Source organism: Xenophilus sp. (assembly GCF_044462705.1).
GTDB classification, from domain to species: Bacteria; Pseudomonadota; Gammaproteobacteria; order Burkholderiales; family Burkholderiaceae_C; genus Xenophilus; species Xenophilus azovorans.
The window spans coordinates 1-25017 of the sequence record NZ_JBIQNC010000028.1; the positions used below are offsets into that span (position 1 = coordinate 1).

General features: G+C 69.7%; 20 protein-coding genes. 7 read left to right on the forward strand and 13 right to left on the reverse strand.

What is annotated here, in order from left to right; genetic code table 11:
• The 3 genes from ACIY1X_RS07165 to ACIY1X_RS07175 all read right to left on the reverse strand — a co-directional run.
• A partial coding sequence (locus tag ACIY1X_RS07165) for a transporter substrate-binding domain-containing protein (protein WP_399679364.1) occupies positions 1-783 on the reverse strand: 783 nt, incomplete at its 3' end.
• A 38-nt stretch (positions 784-821) separates the two neighbouring features.
• Positions 822-1475 (reverse strand): amino acid ABC transporter permease, encoded by a 654-nt coding sequence (locus ACIY1X_RS07170; RefSeq protein ID WP_038212301.1) that lies wholly within the window; start codon positions 1473-1475, stop codon positions 822-824.
• Positions 1476-1494: 19 nt separating this feature from the next.
• Positions 1495-2166, reverse strand: coding sequence for an amino acid ABC transporter permease (locus ACIY1X_RS07175; RefSeq protein ID WP_038212303.1), 672 nt, complete (start codon positions 2164-2166; stop codon positions 1495-1497).
• A 347-nt stretch (positions 2167-2513) separates the two neighbouring features.
• Here ACIY1X_RS07175 and ACIY1X_RS07180 point away from each other — a divergent pair, with 347 nt between their 5' ends.
• The 7 genes from ACIY1X_RS07180 to ACIY1X_RS07210 all read left to right on the forward strand — a co-directional run bounded on the left by ACIY1X_RS07180 (position 2514) and on the right by ACIY1X_RS07210 (position 11857).
• Positions 2514-2834: a hypothetical protein gene (locus ACIY1X_RS07180; RefSeq protein WP_038212305.1), complete on the forward strand. Its 321-nt coding sequence runs from the start codon at positions 2514-2516 to the stop codon at positions 2832-2834.
• Positions 2834-3595 carry a YjbF family lipoprotein gene (locus tag ACIY1X_RS07185; protein WP_399679367.1) on the forward strand — a complete coding sequence of 254 codons (762 nt, stop codon included), beginning with the start codon at positions 2834-2836 and terminating at the stop codon, positions 3593-3595. Before ACIY1X_RS07180 ends, ACIY1X_RS07185 begins: the two co-directional genes overlap by 1 nt.
• Before the next feature lie 47 nt (positions 3596-3642).
• Positions 3643-6657, forward strand: a complete 3015-nt coding sequence (locus tag ACIY1X_RS07190; protein WP_399679370.1) for a YjbH domain-containing protein — start codon at positions 3643-3645, stop codon at positions 6655-6657.
• Between the two features lie 18 nt (positions 6658-6675).
• A complete protein-coding gene (locus tag ACIY1X_RS07195; protein ID WP_399679373.1) occupies positions 6676-7116 on the forward strand; it encodes a low molecular weight protein-tyrosine-phosphatase in 441 nt (146 codons plus the stop codon).
• Complete coding sequence (locus tag ACIY1X_RS07200) at positions 7113-9371, forward strand: polysaccharide biosynthesis tyrosine autokinase (RefSeq protein ID WP_399679376.1); 2259 nt, start codon at positions 7113-7115, stop codon at positions 9369-9371. Before ACIY1X_RS07195 ends, ACIY1X_RS07200 begins: the two co-directional genes overlap by 4 nt.
• A gap of 22 nt (positions 9372-9393) precedes the next feature.
• Positions 9394-10338 carry a GDP-L-fucose synthase family protein gene (locus ACIY1X_RS07205; protein WP_399679379.1) on the forward strand — a complete coding sequence of 315 codons (945 nt, stop codon included), beginning with the start codon at positions 9394-9396 and terminating at the stop codon, positions 10336-10338.
• 67 nt (positions 10339-10405) lie between these two features.
• Positions 10406-11857: a hypothetical protein gene (locus ACIY1X_RS07210; protein ID WP_399679382.1), complete on the forward strand. Its 1452-nt coding sequence runs from the start codon at positions 10406-10408 to the stop codon at positions 11855-11857.
• Positions 11858-11873: 16 nt separating this feature from the next.
• Here ACIY1X_RS07210 and ACIY1X_RS07215 read toward each other — a convergent pair whose 3' ends face one another.
• The 10 genes from ACIY1X_RS07215 to ACIY1X_RS07260 form a co-directional block, all read right to left on the reverse strand.
• On the reverse strand, positions 11874-13901 hold the full coding sequence (locus ACIY1X_RS07215; protein ID WP_399679384.1) for an acyltransferase family protein: 2028 nt from the start codon (positions 13899-13901) through the stop codon (positions 11874-11876).
• Positions 13902-13921: 20 nt separating this feature from the next.
• Positions 13922-14518 carry an acetyltransferase gene (locus ACIY1X_RS07220; RefSeq protein ID WP_038212316.1) on the reverse strand — a complete coding sequence of 199 codons (597 nt, stop codon included), beginning with the start codon at positions 14516-14518 and terminating at the stop codon, positions 13922-13924.
• Positions 14515-15639, reverse strand: coding sequence for a glycosyltransferase family 4 protein (locus ACIY1X_RS07225; protein WP_399679387.1), 1125 nt, complete (start codon positions 15637-15639; stop codon positions 14515-14517). Before ACIY1X_RS07225 ends, ACIY1X_RS07220 begins: the two co-directional genes overlap by 4 nt.
• A complete protein-coding gene (locus ACIY1X_RS07230; RefSeq protein ID WP_399679389.1) occupies positions 15636-16913 on the reverse strand; it encodes a hypothetical protein in 1278 nt (425 codons plus the stop codon). The genes ACIY1X_RS07225 and ACIY1X_RS07230 overlap by 4 nt, the downstream gene beginning before the upstream one ends.
• 57 nt (positions 16914-16970) lie before the next feature.
• Positions 16971-18176 carry a polysaccharide pyruvyl transferase family protein gene (locus ACIY1X_RS07235; RefSeq protein ID WP_399679391.1) on the reverse strand — a complete coding sequence of 402 codons (1206 nt, stop codon included), beginning with the start codon at positions 18174-18176 and terminating at the stop codon, positions 16971-16973.
• Positions 18173-19405: a lipopolysaccharide biosynthesis protein gene (locus ACIY1X_RS07240; protein WP_399679393.1), complete on the reverse strand. Its 1233-nt coding sequence runs from the start codon at positions 19403-19405 to the stop codon at positions 18173-18175. Before ACIY1X_RS07240 ends, ACIY1X_RS07235 begins: the two co-directional genes overlap by 4 nt.
• 29 nt (positions 19406-19434) lie before the next feature.
• Positions 19435-20559, reverse strand: coding sequence for a GDP-mannose 4,6-dehydratase (gmd, locus tag ACIY1X_RS07245; RefSeq protein WP_038212327.1), 1125 nt, complete (start codon positions 20557-20559; stop codon positions 19435-19437).
• An 88-nt stretch (positions 20560-20647) separates the two neighbouring features.
• A complete protein-coding gene (locus ACIY1X_RS07250) occupies positions 20648-21949 on the reverse strand; it encodes a glycosyltransferase WbuB (protein ID WP_399679395.1) in 1302 nt (433 codons plus the stop codon).
• A 10-nt stretch (positions 21950-21959) separates the two neighbouring features.
• Complete coding sequence (locus tag ACIY1X_RS07255) at positions 21960-23462, reverse strand: undecaprenyl-phosphate glucose phosphotransferase (RefSeq protein WP_399679397.1); 1503 nt, start codon at positions 23460-23462, stop codon at positions 21960-21962.
• 30 nt (positions 23463-23492) lie between these two features.
• Positions 23493-24563, reverse strand: a complete 1071-nt coding sequence (locus ACIY1X_RS07260) for a polysaccharide biosynthesis/export family protein (protein WP_084217329.1) — start codon at positions 24561-24563, stop codon at positions 23493-23495.
• Positions 24564-25017: the final 454 nt, after the last annotated feature.

The following is a 25017-nucleotide window of genomic DNA, read 5'->3' on the forward strand; positions in this document are numbered from 1 at the left end:
GAACTTCGGGAAGTCGCTCTTGAGCCACTTCTGGTAGAGCTTGTTCAGCTCGCCGTTGGCGGTGTTCTTCGCGACGAACTCGTTCACGTTCTTGAGCAGGTCGTCCTGGCCGGGGCGCATGGCGATGGCCATGGCCTGCTGCACCAGGGTGAACTTGTTCTCGAAGGTGCCGGCCGGCACGCGCTGGGCGATCTGCGCCGCCACCGTCACCGAGCAGCCGATGGCATCGACCTGGCCGGAGATCAGCGCCTGCATGGCCGAGGCGTCGTCGTCGAAGCGGCGGATCTCGGTGCCCTCGGGCGCCGACTTGGTGACCGCCACGTCCTGCGTGCTGGCGCGGGCCACGCCCACGCGCACGCCCTTGAGGTCGGCGGCGCTCTTGATCGCCGCATCCTTCTTGCCGTAGAGCACGATGGTCGCGGCCGCGTAGGGCTGGCTGAACTGCACCTGCTTGGCGCGCTCGGGCGTGACGGCCAGCGAGGCCACCAGCAGGTCGACCTTGTTAGTCAGCAGGAAGGGGATGCGGTTGGGGCCGGTGACGGGCACGATGTTGGCCTTCACGCCCCAGTCCCTGGCCAGCAGCTTGGCCACGTCGGCGTCGTAGCCGTCGGGCTGGTTCTGCGCGTTGGTGGTGCCGTAGGGCGGGAAGTCCACCAGCATGCCGACGGTGACTTCGCCCTTCTTCTTGATGTCGGCCACGGTCTGGGCCGAGGCCAGGGGTGCGAAGGCGGTGGCGCAGGCGGCCAGGGTCAGAGCCAGGGTGGCGCGGCGGGTGAAGGTCATGCGGGGTCTCCTTGGGTTGAGTCGGGATGGGGAAGGGTTCAGCGGGCCAGCGCCTGGGCGCGCCGGCGCTCCATGCGCGCCGCCAGCAGCGACAGCGGCCAGCAGATCGCGAAGTAGATGGCGGCCACGGTGGCGAACACCGGCAGCGGCTGGAAGGTGGCGTTGTTGATGATCTGCCCGGCCCGCGTGACCTCGGTGAAGCCGATGATGGCCGCCAGCGAGGTGCCCTTGATGATCTGCACCAGGTAGCCCACGGTGGGCGGCAGCGCGATCTTGAAGGCCTGCGGCAGGATCACGTCGCGCATGCGGGCCGCGTACGAGAGGTTGAGCGCCTGCGCCGCCTCCCACTGGCCGCGCGGGATGGCCTCGATGCAGCCGCGCCAGATCTCGGCCAGGAAGGCCGCGCTGTTGAGCACCAGCGCGATGCCGGCGGCGATCCACGGATTGATGTCGAAGCCCAGCACCGGCGCGCCGAAGAAGATCAGGAACAGCTGCAGCAGCAGCGGCGTGCCCTGGAAGATCTGGATGAAGCCGCGGGCCAGGCCGCGCGCCGCGGCGTTCTCGGACACGCGGGCCAGCGCGGTCGCCAGCCCCAGCACGGCGCCGCCGGCGAAGGCGATGGCCGACAGCGCCAGCGTCCACTGGGCCGCCTGGAGGATGAACAGGAATTCGGGAAAGCCGAAGGTGCGCATGAGGGTCGTCTCCTTCGGCTCAGCGGCGGTCCGGATAGTGCAGCAGGTGCTGGTAGACCAGCTTGAACAGCGCCGAGAAGGCCAGCGCCAGCGCCAGGTAGATGCCCGCCACGACGATATAGATCTCGAAGCTGCGGAAGGTCTGCGACTGCAGGTTGGCGGCCACCGAGGTGAGGTCGTCCGCCGAGATCACCGACACCACGGCCGAGCTGAGCATCAGCAGGATGAACTGGCTGGTCAGCGCCGGATAGATGGCCTTGAGCGCCGGCTTGATGACGATGAAGCGGAAGATCTCCCAGCCCTTGAGATTGAGCGCGCGGCCCGCCTCGATCTGCCCCTTGGGGATGGACTCGATGCCGGCGCGGATGATCTCGGTGGCGTAGGCGCCCAGGTTGACGACCATCGCCGTCAGCGCCGCCGTGTAGGGCGACCAGCGCAGGCCCACCGCCGGCAGCGCGAAGAAGAAGAAAAACAGCTGCACCAGGAAGGGCGTGTTGCGGATCACCTCGATGTAGGCGTTGACGATGAAGCGCAGCCACGCCGGCCCCGAGGTCTTGCCCCAGGCGCACAGCACCGCCACCGCCAGCCCGATGAGCGTGGCGGTGAGCGAGAGCTGGATGGTGATCCACGTGCCCTTGAGCAGCAGGGGCCACGCGGCGAACACGGCATCGAACTGGAACTGGTAATTCACGAACGGCAGGCGCCGGAAGGCGCTCGGCGGGTTTCGGTGCCGGAAGTGTATGAAACCGGTTTCAGTTGCGTCGACAGGGGTTTACCCGCAATAGATCTTGCGCCATCACCGGATCCGTCGGAAGGGCCATGACCGAAGTGCGCAGGCGGCCGGAAAAAGGCTGCGCGCGCGGTCGCGCAAGACAGCCTCGAAAGCATGTGCCCGCCATCCGATTTTTTTGCGCCGAAATGTCGTAAGTTGGTGCTACTCTTAGGTTTTTCGGCAACATCCGCTAACACCGTTCGACCGGTGTGGACAGCATGCCATGCTAAGCTTTTTGCCAGTCTTTCCTTGAAAGAAGTGCACCCATGAAGCTCAGCCATCTGATCTCCGGCCTGGCCATCGCTGGGCTCGCCAGCACCCCTGCGCTGGCCCAATCGAATACCAACGGCGCCCCGGCCTCTCAGGCTCCCCAGGCGACCCAAACCACCCCGGGCGCGCAAGCCGCGCAAGGGGCCCGCGGCGGTCTCACCACCGGCGAGGCAGTCGGCCTGGGCGTCGGAGGCAGCGTCCTGCTCGCGACGGCCCTCGGCGGCGGCAGCGGCAACCGGGGCTTCTTCTTCCTGCCTCCCACCGGCACGACGGGCACCACGGGCACGGGCACCGGCTCCACGGGCACCACGCGCTGATGCGGCGCGCCCTCCTGCGTGAGGGCTGCCGACCGCCGGCCAGCCGCATCGGGCTGACCGTTCGCACCCTGGGATGCTGCACGCTGGCGGCATCCCTTCTCGTTGCCGGCGGGTGCACTTCGGGTGGCCGCGCCCTGCTGGCCACGGCGACGCACATGTATGGCGGCGCATCCGTCGAAGCCTCTTCGCCGCCACAGAACTCGCAGCTCAACTATTTGCGCGCCCATCTCGGCAAGCGCGAGATCTACCTCGCGCTCGGCTATGTCGATCCGCTGCCCGAAGGCCCCACCGAGGTGTGGTACAGCGGATCCGGCGAGGTGCTGCGCATACGACAGGGAAGGATCGTGGGCACCACAGGCCTCACCACCGACTGGCGTTCCGTGCGCTTTTCATCAACCGGGCCCTCATGGGCCGCGTTGACGAGCCGCCCGGACATGCCTGTGCGCTTCACGCGCGAACGCGACCTCATGCCCGGCTACCGCTTCGGCGTGCGGGACGAGGTGCGCTTGGCGGCCATCGCACCCCCGGCACGCAGCCGGATGGCGCAGCAGCATGCGGCACCCGTGCAGTGGTTCGAGGAAAGCAGCACCACCGTCCCCGCCCGCGAGGCGCTGCCGCCGGCGCGCTTCGCCGTGACGCGCATCGACGACGAGCCCCAGGTGGTGTATTCCGAGCAATGCCTCACCCGGGACCTGTGCCTGAGCCTGGAGCGCTGGAAGCCCGCGCCCGCCGGCGGGGCGGCGGCGGCCACCGGTTCATGACGCGCACCGGCCCGCCGCCCGCGCCCCACCCCCTGCGTCTTGGCACCATGGCCACGGCTGCCGCCCTGCTCGCACTCGCCGGTTCCGCCGCAGGCGCCGCGGAGCCCGCGCGCGCAGGCAGCGCCGCGCAGATCGCCGGTCATCCGGCGGACATCCGGCCGGGCGAACGGCTGAGCCAATGGCTGCTGCGCCAGCCGGACGGGCAGCAGGTCGCCAACCCCGGCCTGGCCTGGCAGATCCATGACGAGGAATTCGCCCAGCGGCACCTGAAGAACACGCTGCTGGTGCAACTGGAAGCCTGGCTGCAGGAGTCCCGCTCCGAGCCCGAACGCAGCGACCGCGAGCGCCTGCGCGCCTGGATCGACAGCCTGCCCATCACCGGCCGCGTGGCGCTGGGCATCGTCGATCCGCGCTGGCTCGAGGCCAACCCGACGGAAGACCCCGTCCTCGGCGCGGGCCAGCGGCTCGTGCCCTCGGCCTGGCCGCTGCGCAGCGTGGCGGTGGTCCTGCCCGACGGCCGCCTGTGCCGCGTGGCGCACGAGCCCGGCCGCAACGTGCTGGACTATCTGGCCGCCTGCGGCCTGCAGGACCAGGCCGACTGGGCCTGGCTGGCCCAGCCCGACGGCCGCACCTCGCGCATGGGCGTCGCGCCCTGGAATGCCGGCCCGGTGGACGAGCCCGCGCCCGGCGCCTGGCTGTGGGCGGCGCCGCGCCGCATGCGGCTGCTGGACGGCCTGTCCGAAGGGATGATCAAGTTCCTGGCCACCCAGGGGCCGTCGCCGCAGGAAGACGGCGCATCGGCCGCGGCGGCAGCACCCGGCCAGGCCGCGCGGCTGCCCGAGTCCGCCGCCGCGCAGCCGCGCACGCTGGACGTCAGCGCCAACGACTGGGGCGAAATCGGCCTGCTGCAGACCCCCACCGCCCGCATGGAACAGGCCGGCAACCTGCGCGCGACGCTGAGCAACGTCTATCCGTACAGCCGCCTCAGCTTCATGTTCCAGCCCTTCGACTGGATGGAGGGAGGCTTTCGCTACAGCTCCATCTCGAACCGCATCTACGGCATCACCGACCAGCAGTCCTACAAGGACAAGAGCATCGACCTGAAGCTGCGCCTGCTCAAGGAGTCCGCCTACGTGCCCCAAGTGGCGCTGGGCTTCCGCGACTTCGGCGGCACCGGCCTGTTCTCCAGCGAATACCTGGTCGCCAGCAAGCGCTGGAACGACTTCGACTTCAGCCTCGGCATCGGCTGGGGCTACATGGCGCGCAGCGGCAACATCCGCAACCCCTTCCGGCTGTTCGGCGACCGGTTCGCCACGCGCCCCACCGACTTCACCACCGGCCAGGCCAGCCTGAGCACGCTGTTCCGCGGCCCCGCCGCGCTGTTCGGCGGCGTGCAGTGGCGCACGCCGTGGGACCCGCTCACGCTCAAGATCGAATACGACGGCAATGACTACCGGAGCGAGCCCTTCGACAACCGGCAGCGGCGCCGCTCCCCGATCAACGTGGGGCTGAGCTACCGCGTCTCGCCCGGCGTCGTGCTGTCCGCCGGTTTCGAGCGCGGCGACAAGGTGATGGTGGGGCTGAGCCTGTCGAGCAACCTGTCCCGCTCGTCGATGCCCAAGGTGCTCGACCCGCCGTTGCCGCGCCTCGCCGCCCAGGCGCCGCTGCACCCGCCCGGCTGGGCCGTGACGGCCGCCGCGATCGAGGAGCAGACGGAGTGGACCGTGACCCACATCGCCCCGCAGGGCGAGGCGCTGCACGTCTGGGCCACCGAGGCCGACGCCACCTACCGCGACGCCCGGGCGCAGCGCGCCGCGGCGGTGCTCCACGCCGCCGCGCCGGAGAACATCCGCCGCTTCGTGCTGCACTTCAGCGAGCGCGGCCTGCCCAGCCATGCCCGGGTGATCGAGCGCGCCGAGTGGGTGACGCAGCGCCTCGTGCCCCTGCCGCCGCGGCAGGCACGCGTGCCGGCGTTGCAGGACTACGGGCCGGCGTCCACCCGCGCCACGCCGGACGATCTGCCCGCCTCGGCGCGCGCCCCGGCCGGTGCGGGCAAGGCAGCCGATGCGGCCGGCGCGGGTGCCGCTGCCGCCACCGCGGCAGCCGCCGGCAGCGTGCCCCAGGGCCTGCCGGGACACACCGGCGCCGACGGCGTGTGGACGCGCCAGCGCGACCGGTTCACCTGGGGCGTGGGGCCGTACTTCAGCCCCATCGTCGGCGGGCCCGACGCCTTCGTCCTCTACCAGCTCGGCCTGCAGGCCTCGGCCGAATACCGCTTCAGCGAGCGCACCTGGCTCAGCGGCGCCGTCAACATGCGCCTGGTCGACAACTTCGACAAGTTCACCTACACCGCGCCCAGCAACCTGCCGCGCGTGCGCACCTACCAGCGCGAATACGTCACCTCCGCCCGGGTGACGGTGCCCAACCTGCAGCTGACCCACGTCGGCCAGTTCGCACGCGACCACTACTACAGCGTCTACGGCGGCCTGCTGGAGAGCATGTTCGCCGGCGTCGGCGCCGAGTACCTGTACCGCCCCTGGGGCAGCCGCCTGGCCTTCGGCGTGGACGTCAACCGGGTGCGCCAGCGCGGCTTCAAGCAGGACCTGAGCCTGCGCGACTACGAAGTCACCACCGGCCACGCCACGCTGTACTGGGACACCGGCTGGCACGGCGTCATCGCCCGCATCGCCGCCGGCCAGTACCTCGCGGGCGACCGCGGCGTGACGCTGAGCATCGCCCGCCGCTTCGACAACGGGCTGGTGATGGGCGCCTATGCCACCAAGACCAACGTGTCGGCCGAGCAGTTCGGCGAAGGCAGCTTCGACAAGGGCATCTACATCTCCGTCCCGCTGGACGCCCTGCTGCCCCGCTCGACCAAGTTCTCCGTGGGCTTCCAGTGGAACCCGCTCACCCGCGACGGCGGGGCGCCGCTGGCGCGCAGCCAGCAGCTGTACGAGCTGACCTCCGGCGCCGACCGGCAGGCCTTCCGCGCCGGGCCGCCGACGCAGAGCCCGCCGCGCAGCGGAGACAACCTCCTGAATTTCGAGAACCCTCCGCGCTGAACACGCCACGCCCCCGAGATGAAATCCGTCCTCGTCGTCTGCATCGGCAACATCTGCCGCAGCCCCATGGGCCAGGCCCTGCTCGCGCAGGCCCTGCCGGGCGTGTCGGTGTCCTCCGCCGGCACGGGCGCGCTGGTCGGCCATCCGGCCGACGCCATCGCGCAGGCGCTCATGGCCCGGCGCGGGCTGGACCTGGGCGCCCACCGCGCCCGCCAGGTCAGCCCGGCGCTGTGCCGGCAGGCCGACCTCATCCTGGCCATGGACGACGCGCAGCGCCGCCATGTCGAGGCGCTCTACCCGCCCGCGCGCGGCCGCGTCTTCCGCCTGGGCCACGTCGCGCAGGTCGACGTGCCCGATCCCTACCGCCAGGGCCAGGCCGCCTTCGAGCAGGCGCTCGAACTCATCGACGCAGGCGTGCAGGCCTGGGCCGAACGCATCCGGAAGCTCCAGTCACCATGAACACCCTCTCCGCCTCCACCGTCCCGCCCGCCACGCCGCAGGCCGCTGCCGCCCCGTACGGCGACCACGACGACATCAACCTGATCGAGTACCTCGACATCCTGATCGACCACAAGTGGTGGATCGCCGGCATCACCGCGCTGGCGCTGGCCCTCGGGGTGGCCTACACCCTGCTGGCCACGCCGATCTACCAGTCCAACCTGCTGGTGCAGGTGGAAGACGCGGCGCCCGACACCAAGAGCTTCCTGGGCGACGTCTCCAGCCTGTTCGACGTCAAGACGCCGGCCACCGGCGAGATCCAGGTGCTGCAGTCGCGCATGGTGCTGGGCGCCGCCGTGGACCAGACCCGGCTGTACATCGACGCCCAGCCCCGCTACCTGCCGCTGGTCGGGCGCTGGCTGGCCCACCGGGCCGACGGGCTGTCCACCCCCGGCCTGCTGGGCCTGGGCGGCTACGTCAACGGCACGGAGCGCATCGAGGTCGCCCGCATCGACGTGCCCGAGGCCATGGAGGACGACGAGCCCTTCACGGTGACAGCCGAGGGCGAGGGCCGCTACATCCTGCGCCACGACCTGCTGGACGCTCCCCTGCACGGCACCGTGGGCCAGCTGCTGGAGCAGGACCTGGGCGGCGGCGAGCGCATCGCCGTGCTGATCGAGCGGCTGGACGGCCAGCCGGGCGCGCAGTTCACCGTGCGCCGGGCCTCGCGCCTGCGGACGATCGAGGACCTGCAGGCGCGCCTGCAACTGGCCGAGCAGGGCCGCCAGTCCAACGTGATCAACGTCTCGCTGCAGGACGGCAGCCGCGCCCGGCTGGTCCGCATCCTGAACGCGATCGGCGAGCAGTACGTGCGCCAGAACGTCGAGCGCAAGGCCGCCGAGGCGGAGAAGACGCTGGTCTTCCTCAACCAGCAGCTGCCCGAGTTCCGGCGCCAGCTCGAGACCTCCGAGGACGCCTTCGCCAGCTTCCGCAAGAAGAACGGCACCATCGCCTTCGACGAGGAAGCCAAGGGCGTGCTGAGCCAGACCGTCGACCTGCAGACCAAGCTGCTGGAAGCCCAGCAGCAGCGCCGCGAGACGGTGGCCCGCTTCACCGACCGCAACGTGCGCGTGCAGACCATCGACCGCCAGATCGCCGCCGTGCAGAAGGAGATCGACGGGCTGGAGGGCCGCGTGCGCCGCATGCCGGCGATCCAGCAGGAGGCGCTGCGCCTGGAGCGCGACGTGCGGGTGAACGCCGAGCTATACCAGTCGCTGCAGAACAACGCGCTGCAGATGCGCCTGGTCAAGGAGGGCAAGACCGGCAACGTGCGCCTGCTGGACAAGGCAACGACGCCCAAGGACCCCGTGAAGCCGAAGCAGGCGATCGTCATGGCCACCATGCTCGCCCTGGGCCTGCTGGCCGGCGCGGTGCTGGCCATCGTGCGGGCGCGCTTCCTGCGCGGCGTGAGCGACCCGCAGGAGATCGAGGCCCACACCGGGCTGAGCGTCTACGCCACCGTGCCCTATGCCGCCGACCAGTCGGCGCTGGACCTGCGCGTCGACGCCGGCGTGCAGGGCGTCCAGCTGCTGGCGGAGCACCAGCCCGACAGCCAGCCCATCGAGGCGCTGCGCAGCCTGCGCGTGGCGCTGCAGTTCGCCGGCCTGAAGGCGGAGAACAACCGCATCCTGATCACCGGCCCCACGCCGGGCATCGGCAAGAGCTTCATCTCGGCCAACTTCGCGGCCACCCTGGCGCATGCCGGCAAGCGCGTGCTGCTGATCGACGCCGACCTGCGCAAGGGCCACCTGCAGAAGCTGCTCGGGCTGCCGCGCGAGGGCGGCCTGTCGGAGCTGCTGTCGGGCGAGCTGACGGCGCAGCAGGCCGTGCACGCCAACGTGCTGCCCAACCTGGACATGCTGACCACCGGCAAGCTGCCCGTCAACCCGGCGGACATGCTGATGTCCGACACCTTCGCGCGCATGCTCGACACCCTCTCGGCCGCCTACGACACGGTGATCGTCGACACGCCGCCTGTGCTGGTGGCGGCCGACACCGCCGCCGTCGCGCCGCACTGCGGCGTGGTGCTGCTGGTCGCGCGCGCGGACCAGACGCAGATGGGCGAGCTCAACGAAAGCGCGCGCCGCCTGGCGCAGGGCGGCAAGCGCGCGAGCGGCGTGGTGTTCAACGGCATGGACCTCACGCGCCGCCACTACGGCAGCTACGGCTACCGCTACGGCGGCTACCGCTACGCGGAATACAAGTACAAGACCTGAACGGATCGAACGAGGCCCCTCCATGCACACCGATTCCCGCATCTTCGTGGCCGGCCATCGCGGGCTGGTCGGCAGCGCCATCGTGCGGCGCCTGAAGGCCCTGGGCTGCAGCCAGCTGCTGCTGGCCGGACGCGACACGCTGGACCTGCGCGACCGCGACGCCGTCGAGGCCTGGTTCGCCGCCCACCGGCCCGAGTACGTCTACCTGGCGGCGGCCAAGGTCGGCGGCATCCATGCCAACGACACCTATCCGGCGCAGTTCCTGCTGGAGAACCTGCAGATCCAGAACAACGTCATCGATGCCGCGTACCGCCACGGCGCCGCCAAGCTGACCTTCCTCGGCTCGTCGTGCATCTACCCGAAGCTGGCGCCCCAGCCCATCCGGGAGGATTCCCTGCTGACCGGCCCGCTGGAGCCCACCAACGAGTGGTACGCCGTCGCCAAGATCGCCGGCATCAAGCTGTGCCAGGCCTACCGCCGGCAGTACGGCTTCAACGCCATCAGCCTGATGCCGACCAACCTGTACGGCCCGGGCGACAACTTCGACCTGCAGAACTCGCACGTGCTGCCGGCGCTGATCCGCAAGTTCCACGAGGCCAGGCTGCGCGGCGACGGGCAGGTGGTGATGTGGGGCACCGGCACGCCGCGCCGCGAGTTCCTGCACGTGGACGACATGGCCGAGGCCGCGGTCCACCTGACCGAGACCTACGACGGCGAGGACATCGTCAACGTCGGCGTGGGCGAGGACATCAGCATCCGCGAGCTGGCCGGGCTGGTGAAGGACATCACCGGTTTCCGGGGCGAGATCGTCAACGACGCCAGCAAGCCCGACGGCACGCCGCGCAAGCTGCTCGACGTCGGGCGCCTGCACGCCCTGGGCTGGCGCGCGCGGATCGGCCTGCGCGAAGGCATCGAGGACACCTACCGCTGGTTCCTCGGACACCAGGCCGAGCTGCGCGCCGTGTAGCCGCATCCGCCCCTCCCTGCTTCGCAGGCATCGAGGGAACAGCAACCCACTACCGGTCTGCCTCCCCATGAAAACCATCCTGGAAAGCCGGCGCTCCGTCTTTGCCTTCATGGGCGGCGCCGTCCTCGGCTCCACCGCGATCGCGCAGCCCCGGGGCGCCGCCGCCGATACGGCCGCCGGCGCCCAGCCCCCGCAGGACATTGCCAAGGCCCTGTCCCGGAACGGGCTGTTCACGGGCAGCCTCGACACGCCCTACCCGACGCCCACGATCACGCTGGCGCCATCGGCCTCCATCTTCTCCGCCCACCTGGCCGGCGCCCGCGAGCAGAAGTCGCTGCTGGAGTCGCCGGCGAACGCGGCGAACATCAAGATCTCGAACACGATCCTGCGCTCGCCCGGCGGCATCGCCTTCCACCAGAACAAGGCCAACGCCGCCAACACCAAGATCATCGGCAGCAGCATCTTCAGCAGCGGCTACGGCATCCTCGCCAACAGGAACGGCCGCGACTCCGCCTCCTTCCTGGTGATGGGCTCCACGGTGGAGTCCGACACCTCCGACGCCATCGAGTGGAACCAGCCGAACGCCAACTGCAGGGCCTATTCCGCGATCGGGAACTTCCTGTCCGCCAAGCAGGGCGGGTCGGAAGCCACCGCCGGGTTCGCCGTCGGCATCGCCGGGACGCAGAGCCACATCACCGTCGCCAACCAGATCCTGCAGGCCCGCAACGCCGCCATCCACCTGGAGGATGCGCAGGCGCGCGGGGTGGTGGTCGGCAACGCGGCCTCCGAGTGCATGAAGGACGGCTTCACGGCGCAGGCGGGCCCCGGCGGCGCCGGCGACGGCGCCATCGTGGCGACCAACCAGTTCAACGCCGCCGGGTCGAATGCGGGCACCGGCGTCTGGAACATCCACGACAGGAACGGCGTGGTGCGCCTCCATGCCATCTCGTCGAACCGTGCGAGGGGATTCCGGACAGGCTACTGGCTGGACGGCGCCGGCATCCAGGCCACCGAGAACAACATCTCGCTGGACTGCCGGACGGGGCTCAAGCTGGGCAACCAGGCGGTCGGCCTGGGCCACTGGTACAGCCAGAACACCGCCAATCCCGCCACGCTGGGCTCCCTGTCCATCGGCGGCAAGCTGGTCAGCCAGTCGCCGGTGTCGGCGCTGATCGCCCGGTCGGGCAACCCGGCGCCCGGCGGGTACGTCAAGGGCTTCCTGATCCCGCTGGCGCCGTCGGACGCATCGCAGCCCCTCACCGTCTGCCCGCTGCCCACCCGCATGGCGGGCCGGCTGACGATCATGTTCTCGTCCAGTGGCCAGGGGGGCATGATCAGCGCCGACATCGCCTGGAACGGCAAGGAGCTGAACGTGTCGGGCACCGTCTCGCACTTCACCGGCACCGTGAGCGTGGCGGCCCTGCGCGCGGACGACGGCAAGCTCACCGCGCAGCTCGCCGGGAGCGGCGCGGTCACGGCCGGCTACGCCGATTTCGATGGCATCTACTACCAGGCCTAGCCGCTGACCGCCCGCCTCAGGGCGAGCCGCCGCCGATGGCCTGCGCCCACGTCTGCCGCTGCGGCACCCCGGGCGGACCGAAGATGGCGCGGATCATCGGCACGAGCCTGCCGGCGCCGTGCTCGCCGAGGTGGTCGTCGTCGAAGTAGTTCGGCATGCCCTCGTGGGCGCCGTGGCAATGCCGCGCGTCGCACAGCACGGCGGTCGGGTCGATGATCTCGACGCCGCATTGCGCATGCGCCCGGTTCTGCAGCTGCCAGGCGTATGCCTGCCGCGCCCGGTATTCGTCGAGCGTGATGTCGACCTCCTCGTGCCGGCCCAGGATCATGGCCCGGGCCATGGTCCTGGGGACGTTGCGCCTCATCTCGGGGAAGGGGCGGACCATGTAGACCCGCCTGTACTTCCTGAACTCGCAGGCGGTGGCGACCAGGGCGTCCGCCAGTTGCCGCCGGTAGTCCTCGTTCCGGGTCTCGAAGGGTTTGTCGAAATAGACCTGCGGCTTCGAGGTCGTGGTCACCTGGTCGCCTTCGTTCTGGCCGTAGGCGTCGACGGAGATCCGGTTGGCGATGACGAGCGGGACATCGGCCGGGAACTGCTTCTGCGCCTCCAGGGCCCACCGGACGAACTGGCTGCACGCGTCCTTCTCCTCGCCGATCCGCCTGCTGTTCAGCAGGGTGCGGCAACCCGAGTAGGTCCAGTCGAGCACGTGCAGGTCCTTGCCGGGCAGGGCGTGCTCGACGGCGCGCACCAGGGTCGCGGCATGGCTGTCGCCCATGACGATCGCGCCGAGCTTCGGCCCCCCGTAGGTGCAGCCTGGCACGCGCGCGGGCGGGGCCACGTGGCACTCGGCCATGCGCGGGTTCTTGTCCTCGGCGGCGCGGGACACCCGTTCGATCCCGGCGGGCAGGCGCCCTGGCACGCCGCCGGCCGCCACCACCACGACGCAGGGAATGCACAGGCACGCCCAGGCCGCGGGCCGGAAGAAGCGTGCGGGCCGCGCACCGGCCCGGTGCGACAGCGCGTTGGCGGATGTCTTCTCGACATACCGGTAGGACAGGCTTCCCAGCACCAGCGACAGCGCCATCCCCGCGCCGAGCGCGACGACCGAGCGCGACAGGCCGGCAAAGCCGAGGATCACCACGACCGGCCAGTGCCAGAGGTAGATCGAATAGGACCGCAGGCCGATCCACTGCGCGACCGTGCTGCCGGTGGCGAAGGAGCCGCGCCTTTGCGCAAGCAGGACGAAGGCCGCGCCGGCGACGGGCAGCAGCGCATGCACCGAGGGCCAGGGCGTCGAACCGTCGAAGGCCGCGAGCGCGGCGACGATCATGGCCAGGCCGGTCCATTCCAGGGCCCGCTGCCCGCCGGGGGACGCAGGGCCCCGCTCCTTCAGGAAGAAGACCAGGCCGCCCGCGATCATTTCCCAGACCCGGGTCGGCAGCAGGAAGAATGCCGAGGACGCGCTCTTGGCCGTCAGGTACCACGACAGCGCGAGCGATGCGAGGCCCAGCAGCGCATAGCACGCGAGCAGGCCCCTGCGGCGCCCGCCGAGGCGCCAGACGACCACCAGCGCCAGCGGCAGCAGCAGGTAGAACTGCCATTCCACCGAGAGCGACCAGGTGTGCAGCAGGAGCTTCTCGTGCGAGTCGGCGTCGAAGTAGCCCGCCTCCCGCCAGAACTTGACGTTGCTCAGGAAAACCAGCGCCAGGAAGGCGTCGAGCGCGAAAGCCCGGTAGTCCAGCGAGGGCAGCCAGAACCAGCCGAGCACCAGCAGCGCGCAGCACAGCACGCCCAGGGCGGGGACGATCCGCCGGGCGCGGGCCCGGTAGAACGACGCGATGGAGAACCGGTCCGACGCCAGGCCCTCGACGATGATCGACGTCATCAGGAAACCCGAGATCACGAAGAAGACGTCGACCCCGATGAAGCCGCCCTGGAAGCCGGCGACGCCGAAGTGGAACAGCACGACGGACACCACGGCCCAGGCGCGCAGGCCGTTGATATCGTTGCGAAACGGCCGTGCCGTCGTCGATTCGGAGGTCATGCGGGGGACTCGCTGGAGGCTCAGGCGCCGATCACCTGCGCCTGATGTGGAGCAGGCTGCCGCAGCACGCGCGTCTTGATCCAGCGCGCGGGATTGCCGACATAGACGCCCCAGGGCTCGGCGTCCTTGAAGAGCACGGCGCGCGCGCCGACCACGGCGCCTTCGTTCACGGTCACGCCGGGGCCGACGAAGGCCTCGGCGGCGATCCACGCGTGGGCGCCGATGGCGATGGGTTTCTGGACCAGCTGGAAGTTCGGATCGGCGATGTCGTGGGTGCCGGCGCACAGGGAGGCGCCCTGCGAGACCACCGCCTTCTCGCCGATGGTGATCCGGCCCTGGCAGTAGCAGTCCACGCCGGGGCCGAGCACGGCGTACGCGCCCATCGTGAGGTGGGGCGGATACCAGATGCGCGCCTTGCCGTAGACGCGCGCGGTCGGATGCACGTCGGCGCCGAACAGCCGCAGCAGCAGGCCGCGCCAGCGGTGCAGCGGGGGCGGCGTCCAGGCCGCGCACAACAGCCACGCGAGGTTCCAGAGCGCCCGGAACAGCCGGTGGCCGATCGAGTACGAGGCGCCGCCTTCCAGGGGCCGGCTCCTTCCGGCGTCGAGCAGGCTCATGCGGTCCTCCGGGAGGTCTCGCCCGCCGGGCGTTCCGCGGCCTGCCGCAGCACCGCCACGACCCTGCCCGCGAAGGAGCGTTCCGTGAACCTGGCAGCGGCATAGTCGCGGTTGTGCCGTGAGAAGCGATCCACCTCGTCGGGCAGGTGCGCCGAGATCTTGCGCAGCGTCGCCGCCAGCGCCGCGGGGTTGCGGGCCTCGATCACGTGGCCGTGCGACGCATCGACGATGTCCGGGATGCCGGCGTGCGCGGTCGTCACGATGATGTTGCCGGTGGCCAGGCCTTCGAGCAGGGAGATCGGCTGCCCCTCCATGGCGTAGTAGGTCGGCAGCGCGAACACGTTGGCGCCGGCCAGGAGCCGACGCTTCCTGTCACCCGCGACGGCGCCGACGTACACCGCCTCGGGCATCAGCGCGTCCAGCCTCTTTCGCACCTCGGCCTCCAGGCCCTTCTCGATGTGGCCCGCGATCCGCGCACGGAAGTCCACCTTCTCCCGCTTCAGGACGGCGAGCGCGTCCAGCAGGTCCAGGATGCCTTTTTCCCTCATGAGGTTGCTCAGGTAGAGGATCTCCAGGCGATCGGTGGGCTTGCCGGCCGCTGCGGTGTCCGTGAACAGGTCGTCGCCCGCGAAGTTCTCCACGACGAAGACCCGCTCGCCCGGCAGCAGGTTCTTGAAGTTGCCCCGCAGCGATTCGGAGAGGACGATGCCCGCGGCGGCGTGCGACACGCAGCCGTGGAACAGCCGCTTGCGCAGGCCGGGCAGCTCGGCGTAGTGCCGCCCCAAGTGATTGCCGTGGAGGTGGATCACGTAGGGCCTGCGGCTCCAGCGGGCGAGCAGTATGAAGGGCGCGTACTTCATCAGGCCGAAGAAGGTCTGCCCCGGCGTCAGGTAGACGGCGTCGGCCCGGAGCACGCGCGGCAGGTGCCGGTAGGTGCCCAGGAAGGCCAGCGCCTTGCGCAGGGAGAAGCGCGCCCCCTGCTTCCCGGAGATGGTGGGCGTGGAGGTGTCGATGGCGCGGAAGTCGTGCCCCTCCTCCCGCGCCCTGCGCAGCAGTACCGCGTTCGCGTACGAGCAGCCGTTGATCGGCTCGGGCAGCGGCCCGATCAGCAGGAACCTCATGCCGCCCTCCGCACGGTCCGCACGAAGTGCTCGTCACGGGCCCGGTCGAAGATCCGCGCCGCGATGTACAGCCACAGCGTGTAGAACGCGTACGAATCGAATTGCAGGTAGACCACGAAGGTCGCGAAGAACAGGATCTTCCTGCGCCGGTCGAACAGCATCAGGAGGAGCAGCAGGTAGCCCAGCAGGCCGTGCTCGGCCAGCAGCTTCACGTGCATGCTGTAGGTCAGGCCGTCCTGCCGGACGCGCAGCTGTTCGATTTCGTCGAGGTCGATGGAGGTGGGCATGTTCTGGTAAGCCTTGTCGAAGCCGGATTCGATCGCCTGGCCGCTGTTGCCGAAGCCGAAGCCGATCGCCGCGCTCAGGGGGTGTTCCACCATCCCGTACAGGGCGGCTTCCGAGCGGAACTTCCGGATGAGGGCGGAGGGGTCCGCGACGCCCTCGCCCGAGAGCACGCTCTCGACCCGCTCCACCAGGCGGTTCGACGGCAGCGCGAGGAAGATGGCCAGGCCGCAGACCATCGCGCTGACGGCCTTGATCTTCTTCCTGGACGGCAGGATCAGCAGCAGGCCGCTGCCGAAGAGCGCGCAGTCCACCAGCGCCCGCAGCGACGAGCCCGAGACGATGGAGATCAGCAGCAGCAGGACGCCGCACGCCAGCAGCAGGGTCCTCGCGCGGCTGCGGGCCGGCGCCAGGATCAGCACGGTGGGGACGATGATGCCCAGCACGTGCAGGCTCACGAAGCTCGGCTCGGTGAAGCTGAACTGGACCTTCTCTGGATAGAAGCGGGCGAAGACCAGGTCGAACGGAAGGGCGGGGCCCCATCCGAGGATGGCCAGGTACTGGGCCAGCCCGCACAGCACGGCGAGCAGGTAGCTCGCCGCCAGCATCGAGATCAGCTTCCTCGAAATCCTCTGCCCTCGCCGCTCGTCGGCCTGCACCAGGAAGATGACATAGGAGAACGACACGAGGAGGCCCAGGCCGAGCAGCAGCTTGAACGCCGTCAGCCCGACCAGGCCCGGCTCGAGGCCGAACGCCAGGTAGGAAAGGAACGAGAGGAAGACCAGCCCCTGCAGGAGGATCGCCCGGTTGACCTTGACGCGCAGGAAGTTCGCCGCGAACTCCCGCGGCCGCCAGAGTACGAAGAGGACGGCGGAGGCGAAGAAGAAATAGGGAGAGACGGCCGCCCATCCGAGCGACGGGGCGATCCGCAGGTTGTCGAATGGAATCAGCATCCATCCGGCATAGAAGAACAGGAGCGCGAGCTGCCTCATGCCTGGCAGGAAAAGGCGCCGCGCGCGTGGGGACTGCTTGTCATGGCGTCGGGCGCATCAGGCCGCAGCCAGGGGGACGGCGTCCGCACGGGCCTGGAAGTACAGGTCCAGTGACGTGCGGATGCCGCGCAGGTCGACGTGCCAGGCGCCGGCGTTCTCGTCCAGGAGCTGCAGGACCTGCTCCTTGACGGCATCGGGGTCGAAGTCGGCGATGTCGTGCGACAGCGCCGACAGGCCGATGGCGTCGAAGGTCCCCTTCGTCTTCGGCTGGTAGGCCAGCCCGATGGTCGGCACCCCGCCGGCGATGGCGAAGATCGCCGAGTGCATCCGGCTGGCGACGAAGACGGACATGGCGGAATACAGGGTCACCAGTTCCTCGGGCGTGACGTCCGGCGCCAGTTCCGCCACGCGGCAGCGCTCGTCGGCGACCATCGCCTCCAGCTCCCGGGAGATCGGCACGTCGCTGTCGCTCGCGCCCACGTCGACCTGGGGAAAGATGCTGATGCGGGCGTCGGGATGGGCGCTCAGGACGGCCCGGGCCAGCTCCGCCAGCTTGCGCAGGTAGCGCGCGATGTCCTCGGGCGTGCTCCCCGCCTTGGAGAAGCCCCAGTCGAGCACGGTCAATCCGATCTGCCGCTCCTTCTTCCGGTTCGCATCCCGCAGCGGGGCCGGCAGGGTGAACGCGATGTCGGGGACCTCCTCGCAGGCGATGCGCAGCTGCTGGAGCAGCTTCGTGGAGATCGCCTCCCGGCTGAAGACGAGATCGACGTCCCGCAGCGCGCGCTTCACCAGCGCGCGGTCGATCGCGTGGCTGAGCGGGCCGATGCTCTGCGGAAAGCCCAGGGTGGGCTTTCCGTGCCGCGGGCCCAGCCAGTAGTGGTAGAGCGCGTTCAGCAGGCCGACGCCCATCGGGCCGCGGCGCGACGAGTAGATGTAGCCGCCGCCGGCCGAGACCACGAGGTCGGCCTCCCGGTAGGCCTGGAAGCGCCTGCTTCCGGGAAGAAAGACCGCCTGGAGCCACGCGGCAAGCCCGTCGAGGTAGCGCGACAGCGAGCCGGTGCCGCGCGCGAGAGGCCACGGCGGCGCCACGGAATCGGCGCGGTAGCGCGCGTAGAACGCCCGGTTCTCTTCCGCATAGGAGGACATGACGCTGATGCGGCAGTCCGGCCACAGGCCGCGCAGGTAGCGGATCATCGCAACGACGATGCCCGCGTCCCCGCGGTTGCGCGCGGAGTAGGCGTTGATGATGAGGATGTTCTTCATGCGCTTCGTTGTCGTGGATGCATCAGGCGCGCGGCACCCGCGGCCATGACGAGATGGAAGACCAGGTAGCCGAGGCTGGTGCCGGCCAGCGCGCCGAGCACGCCGTGGTGCAGCGCGCCCCATGCCCCGACACCCGCGACCGCCGCCAGGCAGCCCAGGTGCGCCACCAGGGTGATCCGGGTGTCGCCCAGCGCGCGGCTGATCACCAGCGGGGCCCGCGACAGGATCAGGAAGGCCTGCCCCAGGCACACCACGAGGACGGACGGCACGTCGGCGGCGCCGAACTTCCGGGCATACAGGAGCCCGTACAGCAGATGGAACACCGGCGCCCAGAACAGCACGTAGACCACGGCCAGCGCCAGGCAGACCTTGCGCAGCCTGGCCGCCGCGCCCGCGAACGCGCCCGTCTCGCGGCGGCTCGCATCCCTGCTGAGGAGGGGCACGTAGTGGTTCTCCATCCAGACGAGCAGCACCGTGGACATGCCGGCCAGGTTGATCAGCAGCCGGAACAGGCCGACCTGCCGGTCGTCCAGGAAATGCGGCAGCAGCAGGACGAAGCCCTGGCTGTAGACCCAGTAGATCCCCGCGCCCACCAGCAGCCAGTGCGAGTGATGCCAGTGCCGCTTCACGGCCTCGCCCAGGCCGATCCTGTAGCCGCCGCTGCCGGCATAGGCCGTCGTCAGCAGCACGGCGCCCAGCACGGCCGCGCAGAAATAGGAGAGCGCGACGGCACCCAGGGCCACGGTGTGGCTCTTGTGCGCGGAGAACCAGATGAAGGTCATGCCAGCGCAGACGACGACGGCGCCGAGCGCCGAGACGAAGGCGGATTGCACCTGCCTGTTCGCCGAGATGAGCAGGCGGCGGAACAGATCGAAGAGCGCCCAGCACGCGCCGACCACGACGGTCAGCGCCGACAGGGCCGGAAAGGCGCCGAGGCCGCTCAGCAGCCAGCCGGCCAGCAACGTGAGCAAGGCGATGGCGCCGATCATGCAAAGCAACTGGGCGAGGTAGGCCCTTCCCGAGGGGCTGGATGCCTGGTTGATGAAATAGAGGGCAGGCACGGCGACCAGCGACGCGCACGCGGTCTGCAGGAAGGCGGCCGCGGCAAGGGCCAGCGCGAACTGCACGAAGTCCCCCACCGGCAGCACCGCGCCGCCCGCGAAGATGACGCCGAAGGCCAGCGCGGAAGCCAGGCACTGGTCCGCCAGGCCCCAGAAGATGCGTCGCATGTGACGATGGCCGGAAGTGGACTGCGCCGCTACTCGGCCTTCCCTGCAAACACGGAATGGCCGTGGCGGCGCAGCAGCGCGATCTGCTGCGCCGTGCCCAGGTCGGCCTCGACCATCTCCCTGACCATGTCGCCCAGCGCGATCTGCGGCACCCACCCGAGTTCGTCCTTCGCCTTCGACGGATCGCCCAGCAGGGTGTCCACCTCCGCCGGGCGGAAGTAGCGCGGGTCCACCGCCACGATCACGTCGCCCGGCCTGAGCGCGGGGGCCTTGTCGCCCTTCACGTCCTCCACCACCACCCGCTCGTCGACGCCCTTGCCCTCGAAGGCGACGGTGATGCCCAGCTCCCTCGCCGCCATGTCGATGAACTGGCGCACGCTGTACTGCACGCCGGTGGCGATCACGAAGTCCTGCGGCTGGTCCTGCTGCAGCATCAGCCACTGCATGCGGACGTAGTCCTTGGCGTGGCCCCAGTCGCGCAGCGAATCCAGGTTGCCCATGTAGAGGCACTTCTCCAGCCCCTGGGCGATGTTGGCCAGGCCGCGGGTGATCTTGCGGGTGACGAAGGTCTCGCCGCGGCGCGGGCTCTCGTGGTTGAAGAGGATGCCGTTGCAGGCGTACATGCCGTAGCTCTCGCGGTAGTTCACCGTGATCCAGTAGGCGTACAGCTTGGCCACGCCATAGGGGCTGCGCGGATAGAACGGCGTGCACTCCCGCTGCGGGATCTCCTGCACCAGGCCGTACAGCTCGGAGGTGCTGGCCTGGTAGAAGCGGGTCCTGTCGCCCAGGCCGAGGAAACGGATCGCCTCCAGCAGGCGCAGGGTGCCGATGGCATCCACGTCGGCGGTGTACTCGGGCGCCTCGAAGCTCACCGCCACATGGCTCTGCGCGCCCAGGTTGTAGACCTCGTCGGGCTGCACCTGCGCCACGATGCGCGTGAGGTTGCTGGTGTCGGTCAGGTCGCCGTAGTGCAGGTGCAGGCGCGCGCCTGCCTCGTGGGGGTCCTGGTAGATGTGGTCCACGCGCTGGGTGTTGAACAGCGAGGCGCGACGCTTGATGCCGTGCACCTCGTAGCCCTTCTCGAGAAGGAATTCGGCGAGGTACGAGCCGTCCTGGCCCGTGATCCCGGTGATGAGTGCTCGTTTCTGGGACATGTGTGTTCTCGATGTGGAGGAACGGGGTGTGCAACGGGCCGGTGCAACCGGCCACGGCCATGGAGGACGCTGCGGGTGTCGGGGCGGATCAGGCCTCGCGCCGGCCGGCAGCCTCCGGTGGCGCAGAGGAAAGGTCCTGGCCCTCGCCCTCCCCCGCTTCGGCGGGGCCGCGGCGTGGGGCCAGCAACTGCAGCTCGAAGCGCGCCAGGATGCCGTCGCGGGCCAGGGTCCGCTCGGCCTGCAGCCGCGCCGCGACGCCCAGGCGCTGCCGCTCGGGGGCGTCGTCCGCGAGGGCGAGCAGCGCGTCGGCGAATGCCGCTGCATCGCCCGGCGGCACGACCACGCCGCTGCCTTCGAGCGCATGGGCCAGCCCCGTGCCCGGATGGGCCGTGGCGAGGATCGCGCGGCCGCTGGCCAGCATGCCGGTCAGCTTGGAGGGCATGACGAGGTCCGCCACGTCCGCGCGCTGGGGCAGCAGGTGGATGTCCGCCAGGCCCAGCCAGTCGTTGAGGCGCTCGCTGGGCTGCAGGTCGAGGAAGCGCACGTTGGCCAGGCCGGCGCAGGCCTGCTCCAGCGGCCCCCGGCCCGGGCCCTGGCCGCCGAAGACGAAGTACAGGCCCGGCGTCGCCGCCAGGCGGGTGGCGGCCTCGCCCAGCAGTTCGAGCCCCTGCTTCAGGCTCATGTTGCCCGAGTACAGGGCCACCACCGCGCCGTCCGGGATGCCCAGTTCCGCGCGATAGGGGCTGGCGGCCTGCAGGGGCCGCACGCCGTCGATGTCGGCCCAGTTGGGGAACAGCGCCTGCCGCTCGGGTGCCACGCCCTTGGCGCCCAGCCGCTCCAGCATGCGCCCGGAGATGGTGGACACGGTGTCGAAGCGGCGCAGCAGCCAGCGCTCGAGCGCGACGGCGACGCGCCTGGCCGGCCCGGCGTCGACGATGCCCATGTTGAGCGCGGCATCGAGTTCGAAATCCTGGATGTGCAGCCAGCAGCGCGCACCCGACAGGCGCGCCAGCGCCCAGGCCGCGGGCGCGCTGGTCAGCGTGGGGGCGACGTTCACCACCACCTGCGGACGCCACGCCAGCGAATACGCCAGCGCGCAGGCCGAGCTCAAGCCGAAGCTGACGAGGTGCAGCAGGCGCGTGGCGCCGCGCGGCGTGCGGGGCACCCACAGCGGGCAGCGGATGACGTCCACGCCGTCGAGCTGCTCGCGCCGGAACCACCAGCGCCTGTGGCCGGGCCAGACGCGCCAGGCGGGGTAGTACGGCGGCGCGGCGACCATGCGTACCTGGTGGCCGCGCGCGGCCAGCCATCGGCACATCTCGCCCGTGTATTTGCCGATGCCGATGTTCTCGGGCGCGTGGTTGATTCCGGTGACCAGGATGCGTGTCATTCGGCAGCGTTCAATACGCGTTGTGGTTGATGAAGCCGGTGAAGACCGTGTAGAAGATGATCTTGATGTCGAAGGCCAGCGACCAGTTCTGCAGGTAGTACAGGTCGTACTCCACCCGCTTGGCCATCTTCTCCAGCGTGTCCGTCTCGCCGCGCAGGCCGTTGACCTGCGCCCAGCCGGTGATGCCCGGCTTGACGCGGTGGCGCTGCATGTAGCGGCCCACCAGTTCCTTGTACTGCTCGTTGTGCGCCAGCGCGTGCGGGCGCGGGCCGACGATCGACATCGTGCCCTGCAGCACGTTGATGAACTGCGGCAGCTCGTCCAGGCTCGTCCTGCGCAGGAAGGCGCCCAGGGGCGTCACGCGCCGGTCTCCACGCGTGGCCTGCGCCACGTGGCCGTCGCGCTCCTCGTGCACGTACATGCTGCGGAACTTCCACACCTCGATGGGCTGGCCGCCGATGCCGTGCCGCAGCTGCCTGAAGATGATCGGCCCCGGCGAGCTGAGCTTGACGGCGATGCCGATGAGGACGAGCAGCGGCGAGATGAGCAGGAGGATGCACGCCGCCAGCACGCGGTCCTCGATGGCCTTGACGATGCGGGCGTTGCCCTCGAGCGGGCTGTCGCGCAGGTTGATCACGGGCAGGCCGGCCATCTGTTCCACCGAATGGTTGAGCAGCTCCATGCCGAACAGGTCGGGCACGAACTTGATGTTGGTGGTGGAGTGGTACAGCTCCTGCAGGATGCGCGCGATCTTGTGCTGCGCGCTCATGGGCAGGGCGATCCATACCTGGTCGATGCGCTCGCGCTGGACGTAGGCGGCGAGGTCGGACAGGTCGCCCAGCCTCGGCACCGATTCGATGGCGTGCGAATCCACGCTGGCGCTGAACCAGCCGTGCACGCGGATGCCGGCCCAGTTCTGGCTCTGCAGCGTCTGGACGATCCGGTGCGCGTCGTGGTTGGCGCCCACCACCACGGCGCTGCGCACGTCGAAGCCCCGCGAACGCAGCACGTCGGCCGTGCCGCGCACCACGATGCGCATGGCCATGGCGGCAGTCAGGCTCAGCGAGAACCAGCCGAACCACCAGACGCGCGAAAGGTGGTCGCCGTCCTTCATCACCACCGCGTACAGCACCATCAGGCCGAACATCAGCAGCCAGAGCGTGGCCAGCTTCAACAGCTCGCTGGCCACACGGCGGCCGCGCCAACTGCGGTAGAGCGAGGTGCCGCTCAGCACGATCAGCGCGAACAGGACGCCGCGGCCGATCGCCTGCGCGTAGTCGGCGCCGAGGCCCGCCGCGCCGAAGCGCAGCCAGTGGACGAGCCAGCCGGCACCCACCAGCAGCACCAGATCGCTCGCGCGCAGCATCCACGACAGCAGGGCGTACAGCTTGCTGCGCACGCGCACCTGTTCCTCGAAGACGCCGCGAGCCGCGCCGACGGCCGACGAAGCGGCCTCGGCGCCCGCCGCCGCGCCTTGCAGGGCGGAGCGGGACTCGGAGTGCATCAATACCATGTCGTCTGCTCTTTCGGTTCGCGCGCGCGGTCACCGATGACGCACATACACCTCGTCCGCGTTGTTCACGACCTGCGACGAAGGCAGGATGAGGCTGACGACGCGGTTCCACTTCACCAGCGGCGCCGGATCGACGTAGACGACGTCGAAGGGCTGCAGCCTGAACTGGCTGGCCAGCACCATGGCCGCGGGGTTCTTGGCGTCGAGGTGGAAGATGGCAGGGTTGCCGCTGGCGGCTTCGCGGATGACATAGATCTGGCCGGGGTTGCTGCTGGCGACGGCGGGGCCGCCGGCCTCGTTCAGCGCTTCGTTCAGGTTCAGGCGGCCGTTGCTGCGCATGGCCAGGGCCATCGGCGCCAGGACCTCGCCCATCACGAAGACCTTGCTGTCTTCGCGGTTGGCCACGCGCACGATGTCGCCGTGCTGCAGGGGGATCCCGTTGGCATCGAGGCCCGCGTCGCGCAGGCGCGTCAGGTCGATGGGGATGGAGGCGCCGTCGCGGATGAGCGTCAGGGAGGAGCGATTGCCCTCCTCGGTGATGCCTCCCGCGCGGTTGACGGCCTCGGTCAGCGTCATGGGCACGTCGGTCACGATCTGCGAGCCGGGCGTGCGCACCGCGCCTTCGACATACACGCGGCGGCTGCGGAAGGACTGGATGCGCACGGTGACCTGCGGGTCCTGCACCTGCGTGGCGATCAGCTTGGCGATCAGGTCGGAGGCCTCGGCCTCCGTCAGGCCCGCCACGCGCACGCGGCCGACATAGGGGAAGGCAATCTCGCCGGCGGCGTCGACGATGAAGCCCGGCGCCACCTGCACGCCGGTGGGATCGGCGGCCTGCGAGATGACGGCGCCGGCATTGGGCAGCAGCTCGGGATGGTCGTAGACGATGACGCCGACCACGTCACCCGAGCCGATGGTGTAGCGCTCCGTCTTGCCGAAGAGGGCACGGACGTTGTCGGGCACGCCCGGCGCGGACTGGCCCAGCGTGCGCACCAGGGCGAGCGAGATGGGCGTGATGCGCCCTTCGGGGGCTTCATCGGGCAGGTAGTCGAACTGGGTGGGCAGTTCGTTGTGCGGCTCGTACACGCTGACGTTGCCCATGCCGGGCACCACCGTGCAGGCCTGCAGTGCCAGGGCGCCCAAAAGGGCCATGCCGCGCGCCAGCCGCTGCGGCGCGCTGATCGTTGAAGTCAATTCGTCCTCTCCTTGATCGACAGGATGGGCTTCGAGCCGGATGCGTGTCTCCTCCTGTACGCCCGATGGCGGGAACAAGAGTCTGTTGGTGCTGCACGGAAATCGGCATCTCCGTGCTGGAGAGAAGACCTGCGGGTCGGGTGTCGAAAACACGAGCTTGCGCTACATGCTTTGACAGCACCGCCATGCACCAATAAGCCTGTTTCGGCCTTGGAATCAATATACATGCTCATCGGGTGATACCCGATGACTTTTCTTCTTCTTAATCTCTCAACGAATACAAAGCACTACGAAGCGATGTGGTTCTCGCACATCAACTTTTCTTAAGAAATGTCAGATCGTTACGAGGGATTCACAACCT

Coding starts and splice junctions, on each gene's coding strand:
- ACIY1X_RS07180 (WP_038212305.1), top strand. CDS start 2,514: ATGAAGCTCAGCCATCTGATCTCCGGCCTGGCCATCGCTGGGCTCGCC.
- ACIY1X_RS07230 (WP_399679389.1), bottom strand. CDS start 16,913: ATGAGGCAGCTCGCGCTCCTGTTCTTCTATGCCGGATGGATGCTGATT.
- ACIY1X_RS07190 (WP_399679370.1), top strand. CDS start 3,643: ATGGCCACGGCTGCCGCCCTGCTCGCACTCGCCGGTTCCGCCGCAGGC.
- ACIY1X_RS07235 (WP_399679391.1), bottom strand. CDS start 18,176: ATGAAGAACATCCTCATCATCAACGCCTACTCCGCGCGCAACCGCGGG.
- ACIY1X_RS07240 (WP_399679393.1), bottom strand. CDS start 19,405: ATGCGACGCATCTTCTGGGGCCTGGCGGACCAGTGCCTGGCTTCCGCG.
- ACIY1X_RS07260 (WP_084217329.1), bottom strand. CDS start 24,563: ATGGGCAACGTCAGCGTGTACGAGCCGCACAACGAACTGCCCACCCAG.
- ACIY1X_RS07210 (WP_399679382.1), top strand. CDS start 10,406: ATGAAAACCATCCTGGAAAGCCGGCGCTCCGTCTTTGCCTTCATGGGC.
- ACIY1X_RS07215 (WP_399679384.1), bottom strand. CDS start 13,901: ATGACCTCCGAATCGACGACGGCACGGCCGTTTCGCAACGATATCAAC.
- ACIY1X_RS07250 (WP_399679395.1), bottom strand. CDS start 21,949: ATGACACGCATCCTGGTCACCGGAATCAACCACGCGCCCGAGAACATC.
- ACIY1X_RS07205 (WP_399679379.1), top strand. CDS start 9,394: ATGCACACCGATTCCCGCATCTTCGTGGCCGGCCATCGCGGGCTGGTC.
- ACIY1X_RS07170 (WP_038212301.1), bottom strand. CDS start 1,475: ATGCGCACCTTCGGCTTTCCCGAATTCCTGTTCATCCTCCAGGCGGCC.
- ACIY1X_RS07200 (WP_399679376.1), top strand. CDS start 7,113: ATGAACACCCTCTCCGCCTCCACCGTCCCGCCCGCCACGCCGCAGGCC.
- ACIY1X_RS07220 (WP_038212316.1), bottom strand. CDS start 14,518: ATGAGCCTGCTCGACGCCGGAAGGAGCCGGCCCCTGGAAGGCGGCGCC.
- gmd (WP_038212327.1), bottom strand. CDS start 20,559: ATGTCCCAGAAACGAGCACTCATCACCGGGATCACGGGCCAGGACGGC.
- ACIY1X_RS07195 (WP_399679373.1), top strand. CDS start 6,676: ATGAAATCCGTCCTCGTCGTCTGCATCGGCAACATCTGCCGCAGCCCC.
- ACIY1X_RS07225 (WP_399679387.1), bottom strand. CDS start 15,639: ATGAGGTTCCTGCTGATCGGGCCGCTGCCCGAGCCGATCAACGGCTGC.
- ACIY1X_RS07185 (WP_399679367.1), top strand. CDS start 2,834: ATGCGGCGCGCCCTCCTGCGTGAGGGCTGCCGACCGCCGGCCAGCCGC.
- ACIY1X_RS07255 (WP_399679397.1), bottom strand. CDS start 23,462: ATGGTATTGATGCACTCCGAGTCCCGCTCCGCCCTGCAAGGCGCGGCG.